The 19,421-nt window shown below is 64.7% G+C and carries 16 protein-coding genes; 9 read left to right on the top strand and 7 right to left on the bottom strand.

Going from position 1 to position 19,421, the window contains the following annotated elements; translation table 11 throughout:
• Positions 1-157: 157 nt before the first annotated feature.
• Positions 158-1,576: a rhomboid family intramembrane serine protease gene (locus tag LVD11_RS12085; protein WP_237059350.1), complete on the top strand. Its 1,419-nt coding sequence runs from the start codon at positions 158-160 to the stop codon at positions 1,574-1,576.
• Here the strand turns inward: LVD11_RS12085 and LVD11_RS12090 are convergent, their stop codons facing one another.
• Positions 1,577-2,788 (bottom strand): hypothetical protein, encoded by a 1,212-nt coding sequence (locus tag LVD11_RS12090; RefSeq protein ID WP_237059351.1) that lies wholly within the window; start codon positions 2,786-2,788, stop codon positions 1,577-1,579.
• A gap of 332 nt (positions 2,789-3,120) precedes the next feature.
• Positions 3,121-4,089, bottom strand: a complete 969-nt coding sequence (locus tag LVD11_RS12095) for a tetratricopeptide repeat protein (protein ID WP_237059353.1) — start codon at positions 4,087-4,089, stop codon at positions 3,121-3,123.
• Between the two features lie 146 nt (positions 4,090-4,235).
• Here LVD11_RS12095 and pepB point away from each other — a divergent pair, with 146 nt between their 5' ends.
• The 3 genes from pepB (at position 4,236) to LVD11_RS12110 (ending at position 7,946) form a co-directional block, all read left to right on the top strand.
• Entirely contained in the window at positions 4,236-5,525 is a 1,290-nt protein-coding gene (gene pepB / locus LVD11_RS12100; RefSeq protein WP_237059355.1) for an aminopeptidase PepB, read from the top strand.
• A gap of 98 nt (positions 5,526-5,623) precedes the next feature.
• Positions 5,624-6,826 (top strand): DUF3667 domain-containing protein, encoded by a 1,203-nt coding sequence (locus tag LVD11_RS12105; RefSeq protein WP_237059357.1) that lies wholly within the window; start codon positions 5,624-5,626, stop codon positions 6,824-6,826.
• Between the two features lie 286 nt (positions 6,827-7,112).
• Complete coding sequence (locus LVD11_RS12110) at positions 7,113-7,946, top strand: helix-turn-helix transcriptional regulator (RefSeq protein WP_237059366.1); 834 nt, start codon at positions 7,113-7,115, stop codon at positions 7,944-7,946.
• Between the two features lie 18 nt (positions 7,947-7,964).
• On the opposite strand, the gene LVD11_RS12115 is transcribed toward LVD11_RS12110, so the two are convergent.
• From LVD11_RS12115 to LVD11_RS12130, 4 genes are all read right to left on the bottom strand, one after another.
• Positions 7,965-8,372: a DUF805 domain-containing protein gene (locus LVD11_RS12115; RefSeq protein WP_237059367.1), complete on the bottom strand. Its 408-nt coding sequence runs from the start codon at positions 8,370-8,372 to the stop codon at positions 7,965-7,967.
• 64 nt (positions 8,373-8,436) lie between these two features.
• Positions 8,437-9,972: a PhnE/PtxC family ABC transporter permease gene (locus LVD11_RS12120; protein WP_237059369.1), complete on the bottom strand. Its 1,536-nt coding sequence runs from the start codon at positions 9,970-9,972 to the stop codon at positions 8,437-8,439.
• Entirely contained in the window at positions 9,969-10,646 is a 678-nt protein-coding gene (locus LVD11_RS12125; protein ID WP_237059371.1) for an ATP-binding cassette domain-containing protein, read from the bottom strand. Before LVD11_RS12125 ends, LVD11_RS12120 begins: the two co-directional genes overlap by 4 nt.
• Complete coding sequence (locus tag LVD11_RS12130) at positions 10,646-11,515, bottom strand: putative selenate ABC transporter substrate-binding protein (protein WP_237059373.1); 870 nt, start codon at positions 11,513-11,515, stop codon at positions 10,646-10,648. The genes LVD11_RS12125 and LVD11_RS12130 overlap by 1 nt, the downstream gene beginning before the upstream one ends.
• A gap of 218 nt (positions 11,516-11,733) precedes the next feature.
• Here LVD11_RS12130 and LVD11_RS12135 point away from each other — a divergent pair, with 218 nt between their 5' ends.
• The 5 genes from LVD11_RS12135 to LVD11_RS12155 all read left to right on the top strand — a co-directional run bounded on the left by LVD11_RS12135 (position 11,734) and on the right by LVD11_RS12155 (position 18,723).
• Positions 11,734-12,417: a CAP domain-containing protein gene (locus tag LVD11_RS12135; protein WP_237059375.1), complete on the top strand. Its 684-nt coding sequence runs from the start codon at positions 11,734-11,736 to the stop codon at positions 12,415-12,417.
• 2 nt (positions 12,418-12,419) lie between these two features.
• Complete coding sequence (locus tag LVD11_RS12140) at positions 12,420-13,106, top strand: ABC transporter ATP-binding protein (RefSeq protein ID WP_237059377.1); 687 nt, start codon at positions 12,420-12,422, stop codon at positions 13,104-13,106.
• Positions 13,082-15,451: an ABC transporter permease gene (locus LVD11_RS12145; protein ID WP_237059379.1), complete on the top strand. Its 2,370-nt coding sequence runs from the start codon at positions 13,082-13,084 to the stop codon at positions 15,449-15,451. Before LVD11_RS12140 ends, LVD11_RS12145 begins: the two co-directional genes overlap by 25 nt.
• A complete protein-coding gene (locus LVD11_RS12150) occupies positions 15,444-16,520 on the top strand; it encodes a lipocalin-like domain-containing protein (protein WP_237059382.1) in 1,077 nt (358 codons plus the stop codon). Before LVD11_RS12145 ends, LVD11_RS12150 begins: the two co-directional genes overlap by 8 nt.
• A gap of 244 nt (positions 16,521-16,764) precedes the next feature.
• On the top strand, positions 16,765-18,723 hold the full coding sequence (locus LVD11_RS12155) for a DUF3604 domain-containing protein (protein ID WP_237059384.1): 1,959 nt from the start codon (positions 16,765-16,767) through the stop codon (positions 18,721-18,723).
• Between the two features lie 13 nt (positions 18,724-18,736).
• Here LVD11_RS12155 and LVD11_RS12160 read toward each other — a convergent pair whose 3' ends face one another.
• Positions 18,737-19,222: a DUF2306 domain-containing protein gene (locus tag LVD11_RS12160; RefSeq protein WP_237059386.1), complete on the bottom strand. Its 486-nt coding sequence runs from the start codon at positions 19,220-19,222 to the stop codon at positions 18,737-18,739.
• Positions 19,223-19,421 lie beyond the last annotated feature (199 nt).

Below are 19,421 nucleotides of genomic sequence, written 5' to 3' on the forward strand. Positions count from 1 at the left end.
ACCGGGTGGATGCCGGGAGTCTCGAAAGTTATTTGACGACCAGTGCTGAATGAGACATTTTTTGCGCTAAGGGAAACGAAAGTAGCACCCGGTTTTGCAATCGGGCCCAGACGATGCCCGACACTGGCACCATGATGCGACCTGCAAGGAACTTCCATTGCTGATAATCCCCGTCCAGAACAAGCCCGACTGGCGGCGTCCACCGTTGATGTGCTTCGTGCTGATCGCGATCAACCTGCTGATGTTCGTCTTCTACCAGGGTGGCGATGAAGAGCGCTGGCAGAAAGCCGAGAATTACTATTTCTCCAGTGACCTGCCGGTCCTGGAGGAGCAGCGTTTCCTGATCTACGTGAATGAGGAGCACCCCGAGTGGCGCGTACAGATGGACGCCATGGGGGAGGACTTTGTCTATCGCGAGCTGCTGTGGAATGTCGAGTTTCACCAGTGGTTGCTGCCCCGGCTCCGCAGCGAGGGCGAGACCGAATGGCTGGAGCAGCGGCAGCACTTTGCCGGGCTGCGGGACCGGGTGAGCACGCTGGCGCTGGGGCTGGTGCCGGCGGATCCCGACGTGAAAGGCCTGTTCGGGCATATGTTCCTGCACGGCAGCTGGGATCACCTGATTGGCAATATGCTGTTCCTGCTGTTATTCGGGCTGTCGGTGGAGCTGGCCCTCGGGGGGATCTGGTTTGCCTCCCTCTACCTCCTCGGTGGCCTGGCTGCGGCCGGCCTGCATATGCTGGTGGAGGCGGGCAGTGCGGTGCCCATGGTCGGGGCGTCCGGTGCAGTGTCGTCGGTCATGGGTATGTTTGTGGCCGTCTACGGTGTGCGGCGCCTGCGGTTTTTCTACACCGTGGGCTTCATGTTCGGTGAGTTCAGTGCGCCGGCCCTGGTGGTATTGCCCCTGTGGCTGGGCAAGGAAGTATTTGGCTATGTCTATGGCGATGCCGGGATTGCCTACTGGGCCCACTTCGGCGGGCTGGTAGCGGGGTTTGTCACCGCCCTGGCCCTGGTTTCTGTCCGCGGTGGTGTGCATGCGCTGCCGATGGAGGGAGCGGAAGACGAAGCGGAGTTGCCTTCCGGTGAGCGCCATGCGCTGGAGCGTATCCGCCACCTGCGTGAGGAGGGTCGGCTCGACGAGGCCGCCCGGGCGGCACTGGCCGCGTTGCGCCAGTTTCCCCGTTCCGTGGACCTGATCGAGCTGGCCATCCAGCTGAACGCAGTGGCGCCGGAGAGCGAAGCCTACCACCGGGCCAACCTGGCCCTGTTCGGGCTGGCTGACGATGCATCGGTAGACGGGCACATTGTTGCTGACGGCTACTACCGTTACCTGCAGATGAGCGATAACCCCCGGGCCCTGACCGGGCGGGTGAACCTGTTACTGGCGCGCCGCGCCGCGCGAGATCGCAACTGGGACTGGCTCGAGGAGCTGTTGCACAGACTTAACCGGCAGCAGGTCCAGCACCCCCTGTTGCCGCGCCTGGGGATGGCGCTGGTGGAGCACTACCGCCGGCTGGGCGAGGAGGTGCGGGCGAGGGAAATCCTGCAGCTGACACAGCCCGCCGGGGCAGCTGACTGATCAGTGGGCCAGGATTCCCTGCAGTGTGGTGATCTCGTCCCGCAACTTGCTGTCCGGGAAGTGCTTGCGGATAAAGGTCAGCAGTTTTTGGGCCATGTCCTCGCGATTGAAGCCGTCCACGTAAACCCTGGCTAGCAACAGGTAAGCGGCGTCAAGGTTTCCGTAGCCCGGATCGTCGCGGTGCAGGTTGTTCAGCAGCCGCGCCGCTGCGCGGAATTTCTGCTGCCGGTAGAGCGCCTCGGCAAGGGCGTGGCGCAGGCGGGAATTGTCGATCACCGGGGGCGGATCGGTGGCTATATAGAGCTCCGCGGCCTTGTAGGCGCGGTCCTGGCGCACGAACTTCTCCAGCAGGTGCGGTGCCAGTTCCCGCAGGGCCCCGGTGTCGTGCTGCGCGAGTAGCAGCCGATAGTAGCGCTCGTTAAGCGCCGGGTCCTCGCTGTAGCGACGCAGGGTCTGGACCAGGGCCTGCCGCGCCCCCTGGTAATCCCCCTCGCTGAGGAGGATGTGGGTTTCCGCCAGCGTCCGCGCCCGCTCGAATTCCCCCTCGTCCATCAACTCGGAGTCATCTTCCATGTCGGGCGTGATGCCCAGTTGCTTTTGCCGGGTGAGGCAGATGTAGCCCATCATGGCGCTGGTGACGATATAGAAATACCCGGTGCTGGCGGCGATGGCCGGCAGGATCGCCCACCGGGGCAGTTCATCGCCGATGGCCAGGATCAGGTAACCCGGCGCCGAGGATACGGCACCGGTGGCGAGCCACAACAGCCAGTAGGGCCAGCCGATCACCACGGTGAAATAGAACAATTTCAACGGATTGATGGCCGCCCGCAGGCTGCCCTCCACGGCCAGCACGATCATGGCCGCCGGGGCCAGCAGGGACAGCGCAATCGAGTAGAGTTGCAGCGTGCGCTCGCCCAGGGGAATCAGCTTGTAGCCCACGAAACCGGCGACCAACATCATGGCGATCACTTTCAGGAACATCGGCGCGCTGCGCCCGTCCAGGGCTTCGCCCAATGGTGGTGCCGTCAGGCGCCCGCGGGCCAGGGTCTCAATCACCAGCAGGTTGTAGCGGGTGACCAGAGCCATGGCGCCCACCAGCATCGCCAGGGATACCAGGTTAAGGCCGGAAATCAGCAGGCTTGCGAGGGCGCTGAGCCCAATGACCGTCAACGGGCCCGGTTGCAGGGCGTAACGGAAAAAGAATGGGCCCATCTGCCAGAACGGCCGGGCACTGTTGCTGGCACCGGTATATTCGAGTGCTTGGCGGCAGAGCGGGCAATCGGGCTGGCCGCCTGGGTAATTGGCTGCTGCGCCGGGGATGCAGCTGCGGCACAAATCCCTGCTACAGGACGCACAGTGCCATTCGGCCGTCGCACGGCGGTGGTAATTACAGGACTGCGCCATTGTTCTTTCCCTAGACCAGGCAGAATTTCCTTTTCGCTGGCGCGATTGTAAACGTCGCACTCCGTGACGGGCAATTTCAACGGATTACACGGTCGTGGATAGTGGCGCGCAGGTGGTGACCCGGGGGCACGGCCGGAATTTCAGGCTGGTCGTTGCGTATTGGCTATGCACTTCTGCAATGACTGCACCTGGCGGGTCAGGCGTCCCTGGGGAAATTCCCGGCGCAGGTAGAGCAGTAGCCTGGAGGCGTCTTCCGGGCGCTTGAGTCCCTCGAGATAGATGCGTGCCAGCAGCAGGTAGGCGGCCTCGAGTTGTCGGTAGTGGCTGTCCTCGCGGTGCAGGTTCTTCAGCAGGCGTGCCGCCTCATGGAATTTGCGCTGTTGGAACAGCGCCTCCGCCAGTGCGTGGCGCAGGTGGGATTTGTCGATGGCTGGCCGGGGTGTAGTGGCCAGGTAGAGCTTTGCCGCCTTGTGCCCCCGGTTGAGCCGCACCAGCTTCTCCAGCAGGTGCGGGGCCAGTTCCCGCAATGAGCGGGTGTCCTTCGACACCAGTAACAGGCGGTAGTAACGCTCATTTAATTCCGGATCGTTGTTGTATCGCCGCATGGCGTCCATCAGTACCCGCCGGGCCCCGTTGTAATCCCCCTCGATGGAAAGGTTTTTTACCCGGGCCAGGGCGTCCTCGCGATCCCTGCCCCCCGTTGATTGAGTGGCCTGGCGACCGGTCTTGTTCGGTTGGGAAAGCGCTTTTGCGGCGGCTGTCCGGGATCTCCGCTTGAGGAAAAAAAGCAGTATGAGGACTGCCACCAGTCCCCAGGTCACCGGCAGCAGCCACTGCGGCCCGGCCGGCAGAAAAATGCTGACGGCCGCTGCCAGAGCCAGCAGGATCAGGGGAATAGGGTGGAGCAACACCGCAGGGAGGGCACGGAACCAGCGGCCTGTGCCATTGCCGGCGATGGGCGACAGGGCCCTGCGGCACCGTGGACAGCGATGTGACTGGCCGGGGGTGGCAGTGGTGCCGGGGAAACAGTGCGCACAAAAGCCGCGCGCGCAGTGCTCGCAGGAGAATGCGGCCCGGTTGGCCGGATGGTAATGACAGGCAGTTGCCATAATGACTTCCTGGAATCACTCGCGATGGCGAACAAGGCTGATTTGTGGCGCCGGGACGGTCCGGACCGGCATTGCTGTCCGCGCCTGTTAGAATATTGCGCAAATCGATGGAACAAACTGTAAGCCAATTCACAACAAGGTGGACTATGACGAAAGCAATGCAGGTCAAGCTGGATCAGAACCCCGCGGCAGAGGCCTGGGGCGACAAGGCACTGCTGAGTTTCTCCGGCGCCGCAGCCACGGTGCATACAACCGGAACCAACGGCGATGCCAACCTGGCCGCGCAGCGGGCCGCGCGGCGCCTGGATGGCATGGGGGTGCCGGCAGTGGCGCTGGCCGGCGACGGCTGGGACCTGGAGAGTCGCTGGGCCTTCTGGGCCGGTTACTACAACCCGCTGAAGGACAACCGGCTGGATTGGGGCCTGTCGTCCGGCAGGCAGCTGAAGGAGCTGGAGGCCCGCGAGGCCGCGGCGCGCTGGGTGCGGGAAGTAACCAATGGTACGCCGGAGGATGTGTCCCCGCGGGTACTGGCAGAGAGTGCGGCAAACATGCTGCAGAAACTGGCCCCGGATGCGATCAATTACCAGATCATTGCCGGCGATTCCCTGCTAGAGCAGGGGTTCGCCGGTATCCACAATGTGGGCCGCGGCAGTGTGCGCGAGCCGGCCATGCTGCAACTCGACTATAACCCCGGCGGTGATCCGGATGCGCCGGTGGATGTCTGCCTGGTGGGCAAGGGCATCACCTTCGATTCCGGTGGCTACAGCATCAAGCCCTCCAACAACATGGCGGCGATGAAATCGGACATGGGGGGCGCGGCCATGGTCAGTGGCGGCCTGGCACTGGCGATCGCGCGCGGCCTGAAGAAGCGGGTCAAGTTGTACCTGTGCTGTGCGGAAAACCTGATTTCGGGGCACGCTTACAAGCTGGGGGATATTATCCGCTACAAGAACGGCGTTACGGTGGAAATCCTCAACACCGATGCCGAGGGACGGCTGGTACTGGCGGATGGGTTGATCGCTGCCTCGGAGGAAGAGCCGCGCTGGATCCTGGATGCGGCCACCCTGACCGGTGCCGCCAAGATGGCAGTAGGTCGCGATTACAATTCCGTGATGAGCTTCGAGGATGACAGTGCCCAGCGTGTACTGGACGCTGCAGCGGCGGAACACGAAAAGGCCTGGCGCCTGCCGCTGGACAGCCTCCACCTGGAGCAGATTCCCTCCGGCTTTGCGGAGATCGCCAATGTCGGCATCGATGGCAGTCCCGGTGCTTCCACCGCGGCGGCGTTCCTGGCGCGCTTCGTGCGCGATACCGGGCGCAACTGGGTGCATATGGACCTGTCCGGTTCCTACCTGCCGTCGGCCAATGACCAGTGGGCCCAGGGCGCCAAGGGCCATGGCCTGCGCACCATCGCCCGCTTCCTGCAGGACAGCTGACGGCGGACTGCCACCAGCCGGCCTCGTCCCGCGATTGCGGGGCGAGGGTTGGCGGGCGTGGATATAATCCAAGAATAAAAACAGAAAAGGCACAAGCCATGCACGCTGATAGCGCGATTGCCGATGCGGCCGGGGCCGGGGCCGGGGACACAGGGCGCCCGGTTCAGGGGGAGCCCACGACCGAAAACGGTACAGACACACCGCAAACCTGCGCCAACTGCCATACCTCGCTGCTCGGCCCGCACTGTCACCAGTGCGGCCAGCCGGTAAAGGGGCTGGTGCGGCATTTCTCCAGTGTAATCGGTGACCTTTTCGATACCCTGCTGGCCCTGGATTCCCGGATCTGGCGTACGCTGGTGCCGCTATTATTGCGGCCGGGCTACCTGACCAGGGAATATCTTGACGGGCGGCGGGTGCGCTACGTCAGTCCCGTGCGCTTGTTCATCTTCCTGTGCCTGACCACCTTTTTTGTGATGCGCCTGACCACCGACTGGGGCACCGGGCTGGATACCGACAAGCTGACCGGAAACTTTGCCGGGGCGGAGACGGTGGAGGAAGTCGAGCGAATTCGCCGGGAAGCGCTGGACGGTCTCGACAGCGCCATCGTGGAAGGTGAGGACGAAAATGTCCCCGGCGTGGTGACCGGTGGCCTCGAAGTCGCGCGAGAGGAAGTCAACCGGCAGGCGGACCGGCGCCTTGCGCAGCTGGGCGGGGAAGCAGCCGATGCCGCCCCCCCTGCGGACGCCGGGTCCGTCGACGAAGATGCCGCGGTCTCCGGTGAACCCCACTGGACCAGCGTCGAAGCCTTCAGTCCGGGGCTGAACGAGTGGCTGAGCACGCGACTGCAGCGGGTTGATAAAAACGCGCGCCTGATCCGGGAGGACCCCAACCTGTTCCGGGAGGCCCTGTTCGGTGCCATCCCTTCCATGCTGCTGGTGCTGTTGCCGCTTTTTTCCCTGATGCTGTGGGTCCTCTATGTGTTCCGACGCCGGCTGTATATGGAACACCTGATTGTGGCCCTGCACAGTCATGCATTCCTGTGCCTGGCCCTGCTGCTGGTTGAACTGTTGAGCGAGGCGGAAGACTGGCTGGCCCCCGGCCTGGTGCGGTCTGCGCTGGGCTGGGCAGGGGCGCTGCTGGTGGCCTGGATGCCGCTTTACCTGCTGCTGATGCAGAAACGGGTTTATGGCCAGGGTTGGGGCATGACCCTGTTCAAATACAGCCTGCTGGGGCTCCTCTACAGCCTGCTGGTAGGCCTTGCTACCTCGATTACCGCGCTGGCAACCCTCGCCAGCCTGTGACGGCCGGCAAGGGGCGTGCCTGATCAACGGGAGGCGGGACCGACGGGAGTTTCTCGAGGGGGCTGATCCCGGGTTTCACCTTCCCGCAGCAAACGCAGCGCGGCTAATCACCGTTGACAGAGCCATGATGCCCGTACAAGTCGGCTGCCGGACCAGGCGGTATGCCATGCCCGTTTCCTGTGAAAACGGCTCCCTTCCTGTATCATATTGATCTCGATCGCGAGAGGCCGAAGTAAAATTCTCGATAAATATAAAATAGTTGTTAAGCCGGTTGTCGGGACTGACCATGCATAGTGCCCTGGAGTACGAAAATGTCGACCTGCCTGTGGGGCAGTCGGTCCGGGTGGCGCACTACCGTTTCCCCGCGGGCCATGCGCTGGAAATCGCACCGCATTTTCACGGGTTGCTGGAAGTGATGGTGTTCGTGCGCGCCCGTGGCCACGCAATGCTGGACGGCGAGCGCTATGAAATTGAGCCCGGCAGTGTGTTGTTCCTGCCCTCGCTGGCGGTCCATGAACTCAGCCTGGAGGGCGTCGACCAGGACTTTTTCCTGCTCCAGTTCAGACCCGGCCTGCTGGACGGGGAGGAACCGGAGGCCGACCTGCAGAGGTTTGCTCCCTTCCTGGGCCGGGTGGATGACCAGAACCTGGGCCGCCTGGCGGTACTTCTGGACTGGTGCTGCGACATCAACGAGGAGCCGTCCCAGTTGGCCCTGTGTGACCGGGTGATGCAGCTACTGCTGCACAACCTGGCACAGCTACTGGCCGACCGCGGCACCGGCCGCCCGCCGGTGGCAGGGCGGCTGGAGCCCGTACTGCAGCACTTCAAGGACAGCAGGCAGCTGTCGCTGCCACTGGACGCCGCCGCCACGCTCTGCGGTATCTCCCGCAGCCATTTCTCGCGCCTGTTCCACCAGACCCTGAACCTGCGTTACCAGGACTTTGTTCTCAAGCGCAAGCTGCAGCATGCGGTCTACCTGCTAATAAACACGCGACTGCGCATCGCCGATATCGCCTGCCAGTGCGAGTTCAGTGACAGCGCCCACTTCTGCAGCAAGTTCAAGCGGCTGTTCTCGGTTACCCCGCAACAGTTCCGCAAGGCTGCGGCGGAAAACCGGTAAGAAAACCGGCGCGGCCGCTCAGTCCAGGGTGTTCTGCAGGCCGGTCTTGGGGTTGGGGCCGTACTCGTTCCTGCCCGCCTCACTGTCCAGCAGCATAAACACGAGCAACACGATGGTGCCCAGCACCGGGATCAACGCCAGCAGGAACCACCAGCCGCTGCGGCCGGTATCGTGCAGCCGGCGCACCGTGACGGCGATGGAGGGAATCAGCACCAGCAGCCCGTAGATACCGCTGACCACACCCAGCCCGGTTTCGGGGTGGAAGTTGCCGGTGGCGCTGTCGACCGCGCCCAGCACCAGGCTGATCAGGATGTTGAACAGCACGAAGTACCAGTATTCCTTGCGCCGGGCCCGGCCGCGGAATACCGCATATTTACGCAGGACTGCCAGGTACCAGTTCATCGGGATATCTCCGCTGCCTTTCACGCCAGTTGCCCGGTCGCGGCCACGGGGCCGCATCCTAACCAGAGGTTAGACCAGTCCCGGGCGGTCAGGCACCGGGGAGCGGCCTGCGGTAGGCAGCGGATTCCACTTGCAGCGCCGGTCTGGCCAGGGGCGGTGCCAGCAGGAACTGCCGGCGCAGGCGTCGCGACAACCAGTCGGCCGCGAGGATCAGAGCGGCGTTGACGCCGATCAGCAGGATGGCCACGTCGAAGCGCATGAACTGGAAGGCCGAGTCGATATAAAAGCCCAGCGTGGGGATGCCCAGCACACCCAGCACGGCAGTCTCGCGAATGATGATCTCCCAGCGATAAAAGCAGTAGGCCAGGAAACGCTGGTACAGGGTGGGCACATAGAAGTACGCAAAGCGCCCCAATGGGCCCGCCGGTACCGGTGGCGCTGGCATCTCGTCGCTGTGCCGGCCCAGCAGGTGGCCGATGATGGCGCCATTGTGCAGGGTCATGGCCAGTGCGGCCGGCAGCATCGACGGGCCCAGTACGATCAGGAAAATAAAGTTCAGCAGGTACTCCGGCAGCGAGCGCAGCACCAGCAGCACGCCATCGCCGGCGCGACGTGCCCAGCCACTGACAAAATGGGAGGAGTTGAGCGGCGAAGCCAGCAGTGCGAACAGGGCGGTCAGGACCAGGGCAACCTGGGCCAGCAGCACCGTGTTCCAGGTTCCCGCCAGCACCTGCTCCCCCAGCCAACCCAGCCAGCGCTGGGTTTTCTCCAGCGGCCAGTCCTGGCGCAGCGGTGCCGGCACACACTCCCACAGGAAGCGCATCAGGTTGGCACCATGCCACTCCGCCGCAACCGGCCTGGCGATAAATGCCGTCGGTACCAGCACCAGCAGCCAGCGGGTGCGGAACCAGAAACGCAGGGAATACACCAGTGCCAGTACCGTCAGCAGCAGGGCGCTGGCAGCGCTGTACTCGCCGGTGCGCAAAGCGGTTTCCAGGTGAAAGCCGATGGTGGGCAGGCCAATAAATCCCAGCACTACCGATGAGCGAATCGCACACTCCATGCGGTAGGCGGTGTAGTTGCGCATGGCGTGCAGGGCCAGCGGCAGCCGGGTGTAGCAGAAATGGCTGATACCGCCGCGCCCGGGCGAAACGGCGCTGGCGGGACGCTGGTCGATCTCTTCCAGCTGCTCGCCGAAAACCTTGGCGATGGTGCCACAGAAGGGCAGGGTGATGGCCAGGACACCGGTCAGGGCAGTAAAGCCGAACACCTGGATAAAAATCAGCGCCCAGAAAACCTCATGCACCGAGCGCAGGCCCGCGGCCAGCCGGCGGGCCCAGGGCCGCTGGTAGAAGGCAGACAGCACCAGTCCCAGTGCCGCGGCCAGGGTAACGCCCTGCAGCGCGAAGGCCACGGTGGTCAGGGTGGCATCCAGCCACTGGGTCAGGTCGGCAATGCGCGGGCTGAACAGGCCCGCCAGCATCAGCCGCAGTTCGCGGCCCGGGTCTGGCGCACTGATCTCGATATCCGCCAGCGCCAGGCACAGCAGCGCCGATAGCGCGAAGTAAAAACTGAGCCGGCGCAGGCTGCGGCGCTGGCTGAAAAAGCGCAGCGTTCCGCTCACTGGTAGAGCCGCCGCAGGGCGTCCTCGTGCAGCTGATCCACCGGGGTATCGAACTGGATTTGCCGGTCCTTCAGGCCAATCACGCGGTTGCAGGTGCGCAGCCCCAGGTCGGCATGGTGCAGCGCCACCACCGCGGTTGTGTGCTGGCCGAGCAGGTGCGTGAGCACCTGCTCACCCTGCTGGCGGTCCAGGGCAGACACCGGTTCGTCGGCGAGCAGGAGAGGTTTCCGTTGGTACAGGGCGCGGGCGACGGCCACACGCTGCTGCTGGCCGCCGGACAGTTCATCGGTCTTGCGCCAGAGCAGTTCGTCGATGCCCAGGGCCGTGGCAATCTCACCGATCTCTGCCTTGCGCCCGGCGGAGGGCAGGAACAACGTTTTCAGGTTGGCGAGCCCGGAATAGCGGTCCAGGCCACCGGCATAAATATTGTGGAACGCCTTGAGCTGCGGCACCAGGGAGCTCTCCTGCGGGCACCAGCTGGCGGCGTAGGGGAGCTGGCTGCGCAGGTGACGCAGCAGGGTGCTCTTGCCGGAACCGCTCCTGCCCAGCAGGGCGATGTGGTCCCCCTCACGGATGGCCAGGTGCCCGATATGCAGGGCCAGCTGCTCCGGCTGATCCGTATGCGGGGCCGGGTAGGACAGGTCGCAGTCTCGCAGTTCAATCGCGATCGTCATCAGAACTCGTCGAGCAGGCCGATGGCAGTGGCGGTTTCCTCGATCGCCCGGTAAACGCTGTTATCGGCGGGCACGAAGCGGGAGCGCGGAAACGCCTGCAGGATGGAGTCGTTCTCGAGTTGCAGCAGCGCACGGGTGAGGCGCTGCTTGAAGCCGGCGCCCAGTTGCCGGTCGATATCGCCGCGCACGGTCCACTGGTAGTCGGCGTAGGGGGGGGTGGTCCAGATCACGGATACCTGGTCCGGATTCACTTCACCGTTGTCCACCGCCTTTTCCCATACCGCGTAATTCACCGCGCCCACCTGGTAGGCACCGGACTGCACCAGCGCAATGGTGCGGCTGTGGTCACCGCTGAAGCCCACCCGGGAGAAAATTTCGCCGGGGGCTTTACCGAAGGCTTCACGCAGGTGGAACTCGGGCATCAGCCGCCCGGAGGTGGAACCCTTGGAACCGAAGGTAAAGGTCTTGCCGCGCAGGGTATCGGTCAGGGCCTCGGCTGGTTGCAGGCCGGCGCTTGCGTGGGCGATAAAGTAGGTCTTGAAGAACTGGTCCTCGTATCCCTGGGCAATGGCCTCGGAACCGGGCACGGCACGCCGGGCCTGCACCCCGGACAGGCCGCCGAACCAGGCCAGCTGCACCTGGTTGTTGCGGAACGCGGTAATGGCGGCCGGATAGCTCTTCACCGGCATATAGTTCACGTCCACATCCAGTTCCGCGGAGAGGTAATCGGCCACCTGCTGGAAGCGCCGTACCAGCTCGGCCTCGTTCTGGTCGGGGATGGCGGTGAAGGTAAATTGCGGGCGCTGGTTATCGGCAGCGATGCTGCCCAGGGACACCAGCATTGCCAGCAGGGCAAACAGGTAGCGCATGTTGTGGGCCTTGTTGTAAAGCAGGGAGAACGGGTTGCGGGCGCCGTTTTAGCCCAGGGGGGGGCGATTATACAAGTGATCTGCGCTGCCAGCGCCGTGGCGGCTTGGCCCGGGAACAGGCTGGCGCTAGGACTGCAACCAATACAGGCTGCCGCTGACGCTTGAACACGTGGCACCGCATCACTAAGGTTTGTGAGTCGCACCGCAATGGAATCCCCATGAAACTGCTGCTCCTCGCCAGCCTCTGCGCGCTGGTTCTCTCTGTCGCAAGCCCTGTCTCTGCCGGCCCGGCCTCGTCGGCGGGGGATGTCCATCCCGGTCTGTGCCTGGACGGGGATGCCTGCCCGGAGGTGCCGCTGCACAACGCGGTGCGCAAGCAGCTGAACCGCGGCCAGCTGCCCAACAGTCCCAGGCCCCTGCCGCCGGTGGACATGCTGGTGCACGATTCGGCGCTGAGCCTGACCGCCTTCAACTGGGCCCGGCAGATGTGCGAGCGCGACGCCATGAAGCACAACCGCAATCGGGTGCGGGACTTCCACGCCAACGGTGGCAACCCCCACTACCGGCATATAGGCGAGAACCTGGCCGTGTTCTCCTCCACCCGGCCGGATATTTTCCCGGTGGGGGAGGGTGCCATTCGCCGGGCGGTGGATTACTGGCGGTCCGAGGCCGGTGACTACCGTTTCCGTCCCTTTACTTCCCGCGGACCGGTGGTGGGGCACTACACCCAGCTGGTGTGGAATGCCACCGAGGTATTCGACAGTGCGGGCAACCGGCTGCCCAAGGCGGTGGGTTGCGGTTCTTACCAGTGCCGGTCGGGCAAGTGGTACAAGACCTACATTGCCTGCAACTACGCGCCGGGTGGCAACTATAAAGGGCAGCTTCCCTACCGGCCGGAATAACCATGAATGACATCCTGATACAGGCGCGGGGTCTGTGCGTGTCCTACCGCAATGGCCGCGAGCGGATTAATGTGCTGCGCGACCTGTCGCTGGAATTACGGCGCGGGGAGGCGGTGGCGATTATCGGGCCTTCCGGCTCCGGCAAGAGCACGCTGCTGAACCTGCTCAACGGCCTGCTGCAAGCCGACAGCGGCAGCCTGCGGGTGCTCGACCGGGACGCGGCCGGACTGGCAGAGAACGACTGGGCCCGGCTACGCCGCACGCGCATTGCCACTCTATTCCAGGATGGCAACCTGGTTCCCACGCTGACGGTGGAGCGCAATATTGCCTTTCGCGCCGGACTCGCCGGCCTGCAGCGGCACACTGGCCAGGCATTGCTCGAGCGGCTGGGCATCGCCGATATCGCCCGGCGCTATCCTGACCAGGTTTCCGGCGGCCAGCGGCAGCGGGCGGCACTGGCCTGTGCCTTCGCCATGGAGCCGGAAATCATCCTGGCGGACGAGCCCACCGGCAGCCTGGACCAGGCCACCGCCCGGCGGGTAACGCCGCTGTTCTTCGACGCCATCCGCGAACGGGCGCTGGGCGCCCTGATCGTCACCCACAATACCGAGCTTGCCCGGCGCTGTGACCGGGTGCTGGAACTGCGGCAGGGAGCCCTGGAGCCATGGGACTCGGCACTGTCTTCCTGAGCCACTACCGGCGCCATCCAGGGCAGCTGGCCGGCCTGCTGCTGATCCTGGCCTGCGCCGCCACCCTGTGGAGCGGGGTCCGCTCCCTGACCGGTCGCGCGGAGGACGCCGTGGCCCAGTCCCGGGCGGCGCTGGAGCCACGCCTGAGTGTGTTGCGCGCCGACGGTCATGCCGTGGGGGTGGAGGATTTCGCCCGCCTGCGCCGGGCGGGGCTCTGCGCCTCGCCGCGGCTGCAGGTGTATTTACCGGCGAGCGAGGCGCCCGAAATCGTGGGCATCGATCCGTTCACGGCCGCTTGCCTGCGCCAGTACAGCGGCGGGGCAGCGGTGGTCGAGGAGCTGCTGGCCGGGCCCGGGCGGCCACTGTTGCTCGGCAATGCGCGGGACCTGGCGCGCTGGCGGCAACTCTCCCTGCCGGGCAGCGGCGATTACCGGCTGCAACCGGCCGAGGGGGTGCCGCCGGGCCTGTTGCTGGCGGATATCGCCGTCGCCGCGGAGCTGGCTTCCAGCGGGCGTGCCGAGCTCGAGATCCTGCTGCCGGCGGCTGAATTACAGGGGCGGGCGCTGCCGCCGGGCTATACCACCCGGGTCGAGGACTACGGCGTGGAACCGGAGTCGCTGGTGGAAGCTTTCCTGTTGAACCTGGATGCCCTCGGGGCGCTGGCACTGTTGGTGGCCGCGCTACTGGTGCGCAGCATCTACCGCTTCGCGCTGGAGCAGCGACGCCGCAGCCTCGAGATCCTGGTGCGCCTGGGCGTGCCGGTGGCCCGGTTACGGCTGGTGCTGGCGGCGGAGGTACTGCTGCTGGCGGTGGCGGGCGGCACCCTCGGTGTCTGGCTGGGGGGCATGCTGGCATCCGCACTGGCCGGTGGTTTCCAGTCCACACTGAGCGGGCTTTTCAGTGTGGACACCCTGGCGCAAAGCCCGCCCGCGCTGGAGACCTGGCTCGGCATGGTGCTGATCCTGGCGCTGGTGGTGGGCTGGGCCTGTATCGACCTGCTGCTACTGCGCCGTGGGCAGCGGGACACGGCGCCCGAGGGCGGCCGGCGGCAGCTGGTCCCGGTCCTGGTGGCGCTGGTGCTGGTGGCGGTATCCCTGCTGGTATTGCTGGCGACGGAAAAGCTGTGGCTGGTATTCCTCGCCGCCAGCGGCTGCCTGGTGGGCGCCGGCCTGTTGTTGCCCGCGCTGCTGGATCGGCTGCTGGCGGGGGCCGAACGGCGCAGCCGCGCGGCCGGCAAGGCGTCACTATGGGAGTGGTCCTGCTCCGAGATGCGCGCACTGTGCCGGCTGCTGCAGTTGCCGCTGGTGGCGCTGGCATTCGCCATCGCGGCGTCCATCGGGGTGCAGGCGATGGTCACCGGCTTCGAGTCCACTTTCGGGCGCTGGCTCGACCAGCGCCTGCAGGGCGATCTCTACCTGGATCCCGGCCGGCCCGTGGCGACCGCCACCTGGAATAAACAACTGCAGCGATTGCCTGGGGTAAAAACAGTGCTGCCCATGGTGCGCGGTCGGGGCCTGCTCGACGGCCAGGCGGTGGATGTCATGGCTGTGGACCCGGCTTCGCCGCTGGTGCAGGACTGGCCATTGCTGGCTGCGGTTCCCGAGCCCTGGGCCGCACTTGCTGCACAGGGAGTGATGGTCAACGAGCAGCTGGCGCGGCGACAGTCGCTGGCGGTCGGGGACCGGGTCCGGTTCCGGCTTGGCAGTGATTCACTGTCACGGCAAGTGATTGGTATCTATGCCGACTACGGCAGGCCCGAGGGCGAACTGCTGCTACCGCTGGCGCTGGTGCCGGACTCCCTGCCTGGCCGCTACACCACCTATGTGCTGGGGGTGAGCGACACAGCCACTCCGGGCTGGCAGGACTGGCCGGAGCAATATCCCTGGCTGGCGGGCGGCCGCCTGCGGGACCAGCCGGGCCTGAAGCGCGCCGCCAACGCCGCCTTCGCGCGGACTTTTCGTATGACCCGGCTGCTGAATATCCTGACGCTGGCCCTCGCCGGCACGGCGCTGGCATTGATGGGGCTGGTGATATTCCGCCTGCGGCAACGCAGTTATACGCTGCTGCATGTATATGGCGTGCCGCGGCGGCAGCTGCGCTGGCGGCTGGTGGCCCACAGCATGCTGGTCACCGGCTTGCTGGCAATCGTGGCAACGCCACTGGGAGTTTTCCTCAGCTGGGTGCTGGTGGCGCGGATCAATCCGGTTGCCTTTGGCTGGTCCCTGCCACTGGAACTCTACCCGGGTTTCTGGCTGCAGGTGTGGCTGGCCAGCCTGCTGATCGGTGCCCTGGTGGGCCTGCTGATGCGCAACCCGGTGCGACTGGAGACCCTGAAAAATGAATAGCCTGCTCCGGCTCGCACTGCTTGCTCTGATACTGGCCGGTTGTGGCGAGCGCGCCGGTAACAACGAGGGAGGGGAATCCCTCGGCGCCCTGAGCGACGCCCCCGGGCAGTTTCGGCAGGCGCTACCGGGTATGACCGTCCGCCTGCCGGAGGATATGGGGGCGCACCGGCAATACCGCCTCGAGTGGTGGTACCTGACCGCCAACCTGCAGGGCGCCGGTGGCGAGCGCTTCGGTGTGCAGTGGACACTGTTCCGGTTTGGTCTGGAGCCCGGGCCCTTTGAAAACCCTGAGCCCGGCTGGCACCGCAATGAGGTCTGGCTCGCCCACGCGGCACTCAGCCGCCCGGGTGATCACCGGTTTGCCGCCCGCAGTGCCCGCGGCGGCACCGGCCAGGCCGGCATCACGGTACGGCCCTTCAGGGCCTGGATTGACCACTGGCAGCTGGAAAGTGACGAAGGCAAACCCTGGTCGCTGGCGGTGGACGGTGGGGAGTTCGCCTACCGCCTGCAACTGCAGCCACGTTTGCCCCCGGTATTTCACGGTGAGCGCGGCTTCAGTGCCAAGTCCGCCGGTGGCGGCGGCTCGATGTATTTCAGCTATCCAATGCTGGCAATTGACGGCACGGTGCAGGTCGATGGCCAGGATTTTCCGGTCAGCGGGCGGGGCTGGTTCGACCGGGAGTGGAGCAGCCAGTACCTGAAACCGGACCAGCAGGGCTGGGACTGGCTGGCGCTGCACCTGGAGGATGGCCGTCACCTGATGGTGTTCCGCCTGCGCGGTGCCGACCCCTATTTTTCCGGCACTTTAGTAGAAGCCGACGGCACCACCCGTAACCTCAGTGCCGGCGACTTCAGCCTGCAGCCCCGTGAATACCGCGACAGCCGCTTTGGCCGGGTGCCGGTCGCCTGGCAGCTGCGGGTTCCGGCTGCCAACCTGGACCTGGTAGTCCGTTCCTGGCCCGGCGATTACTGGAACCCGGGCAGCCTGCGCTACTGGGAGGGCCCGGTCAGTGTCAGCGGCAGCCACGCCGGTGAGGGCTACCTGGAGATGACCGGCTACGGCAACTGAATATGCCCGGCGCGCTGCCGGCGTCGCGGGAAATTTCCCGCCCCTGCCTGATTGCACCTCCTCCTTTCCCATATCGCGCCGCGGGTGCAGGCCCGGCGCGGCAATATACCCTGGTTGCGGAATAGCAGATGTAAGTCGCAGGATAGGCGCGCCAGTCACCGGTGCCAGGCGGCGTGGCCTCGAATGCCATCCTATGATTCCTGCAACATTGTGTTTCCCCGATGCCCGGCTGCGGGAGGATTAAATGCATCGCTTCAGCCAGTTACTGCTGCTTTCCCTGTTGCTCACCGCTTGCGGTGGTGAAAACGAAAAGCCCGCGCCGGAACCGGATGCAAGTGCCGGCGCGGAAAATGGTGAGGCGTCGGCAGGGCCAGAAGTCCCGGCTGGCCATGCGGAGACTGGAAGCACTGATAAAGAGGCGGCAACCGGGGAAAGGGATGGCGATGCGGCTGCCGGCAATGTCACCGGCGACATAGCCACAGACGTCTATTTCGGGAACTTCCACGTCCACACCAGTTACTCATTTGATGCAGTAACCAATGGCGCCACCACCACCCCGGATGACGCCTACCGCTGGGCGAAGGGTGAGGCCATCTCCGCCGGGACACTGGGTGGCGAATTGCAGATCGAGCGGCCACTGGATTTCTACTCGGTATCCGACCACGCCGAGTACCTGGGCGTGTTCAAGAAGATGTACGACCCGGAGAGCCCGGCCAGCAAGCTGCCGATCGCGAAGGAAATTACCTCGGACGATACCAAAGTGGCATTCGATGCCTATGCCCGTGTGCTGGACTCGATGCAGCCGGGCAACTCGGACCCGGCCTTGTCGGATCCGTCGATTACCAAACCCATCTGGCAGGAAATGGTGGAGACTGCTGACAGGCACTACAAGCCGGGCAAGTTCACCACCTTCCCCGCCTTCGAGTGGACCTCGAACCCGGACAAGCTGAACCTGCACCGGGTGGTGGTATTCCGCACCTCCGAGGGTGTTCCGGATATGCCTTACTCGGCGCTGGACTCCGACGATCCCCGCGACCTGTGGAAATGGATGGCGAAGATGCGCGAGGGCGGCGCCACCCTGTTTGCCATTCCCCATAACGGCAATGCCAGTGACGGGCTGATGTTCCCGGTGGCGCTCGATGGCGAGCCACTGACGGCGGACTATATCGAGACCCGGGTCCGGAATGAGCCGGTATACGAAGTCTCGCAGATCAAGGGCACATCGGAAACCCATCCGGAGCTGGCGCCCAACGACGAATTCGCGGGTTTCGAGATCTGGGATTACACCCTCTCCTCCACCAGGGTGGAACGCCCCAAGAACAAGAAAGGCAGCTACGCCCGCCAGGCCTATCTCGATGGGCTGGCCATGGCCGCCAAGGGCAGGGGCAACCCCTATGTGTTCGGACTGATCGGCGACTCCGATACCCACAATTCCGCGGCCACCATAGAAGAGGACAACTACACCGGTAAATTTGGTATCGAGTCGAAAGCGGAACACCGGCTGGATGGCCCGGTACCCGGTGATGAGGTGAACAACCAGCGCGTGCGGGAATTCAGCTCAGGTGGCCTTGCCGCGGTGTGGGCGCCGGAAAATACACGGGAAGCCATCTGGGATGCAATCAAGCGCAAGGAAACCTACGCAACTTCCGGCACCCGGATGCAGGTGCGCTTCTTCGGTGGTTGGGATTACGACAAGGACAGTATGCAGGGCGACTGGGCCAGGGCTGCCTATGAAAAGGGCGTCCCCATGGGTGGCAACCTGGAGCCAGGCAGTGGCGGCAGGAAACCGGTCTTCCTGGTGCAGGCGATGAAAGACAGCGCCGGGGCTAACCTGGACCGCATCCAGATCATCAAGGGCTGGGTGGACAAGGACGGCAAGCAGCACAAGAAAATTTACGATGTGGCGCTGTCCGGCGATCGCAAGCCCGGCAGTGATGGCAAGGTGCCGCCGGTGGGCAATACCGTCAATGTGGAAAAGGCAACCTACACCAACGATATCGGCTCCGGCCAGCTCTCCGCAGTATGGACGGACGAGGAATTCGACCCGGCACAACATGCTTTCTATTACGCCCGGGTAATCGAGATCCCCACACCGCGCTGGTCCACCTACGATGCCGCAAAGCTGGGGCGCGAACCGCCCGACAGCCTGCCGGAGACAATCCAGGAACGCGCCTGGACCTCGCCGATCTGGTATTCGCCGTAAACAGGGTGGGCCGCTAGATTGTCTCTTGGGGCTGGATACTCCGTGAGGCCAGCGAGGTAAGGGTCTCCGGCAGGCGCGAATGAATCATCAACCCGCCAGCGGCCACGATGACGAGGGACGGCAAGCCGACGGCGAAGGTGCCGGACAGGGTCGAGTACTCCGTCAGCAGTTGCCCGACGCCAGCGGACACCAGGCCGACATAGGACCAGCTCATAAAGTAGGCGTGAAGGTTCATCCACCCGTAGGCCGGCCTGCGCAGGAAGGCCGGGATAAACCCGGCGCTGAGGGTGGCGAGGCTGATCCAGGCAAGAATATGGAAGGGGCCGGCGGTGCTTGAGTCCTCATACACCGACAGCGCGCTCAGGTTAGCCAGCAACAGGGAGGCGCAGTACAGGTAGCCCGGCCAACGATGCTTCCTCCCGCCTTTTTTCTGCAACAGCGCCACCGCTCCAAATGCGAGACACGCGCAGGCGAGTACAAAGTGAATAGTGCCCAACATGATTCAGGTTCCCTCCCGGCCGGGCCAGCTTGTATGCACCGGCATCTATCCCTAGTTGTTTTCCAGCGCGTGAACCAGCGCCTGTTCCCTACTACCCCGTGGTTTTGCCCAGGCCCCGTGCCCGGATACCGCGCTACACAGTAAGTCGGATTTCCTGACCCCGGTCAAGCCGCCGTTCTCACCCGGGACCGGGCCGGTA

Origin of the sequence: Microbulbifer sediminum (assembly GCF_021729035.1) — a bacterium.
GTDB classification, from domain to species: Bacteria; Pseudomonadota; Gammaproteobacteria; order Pseudomonadales; family Cellvibrionaceae; genus Microbulbifer; species Microbulbifer sediminum.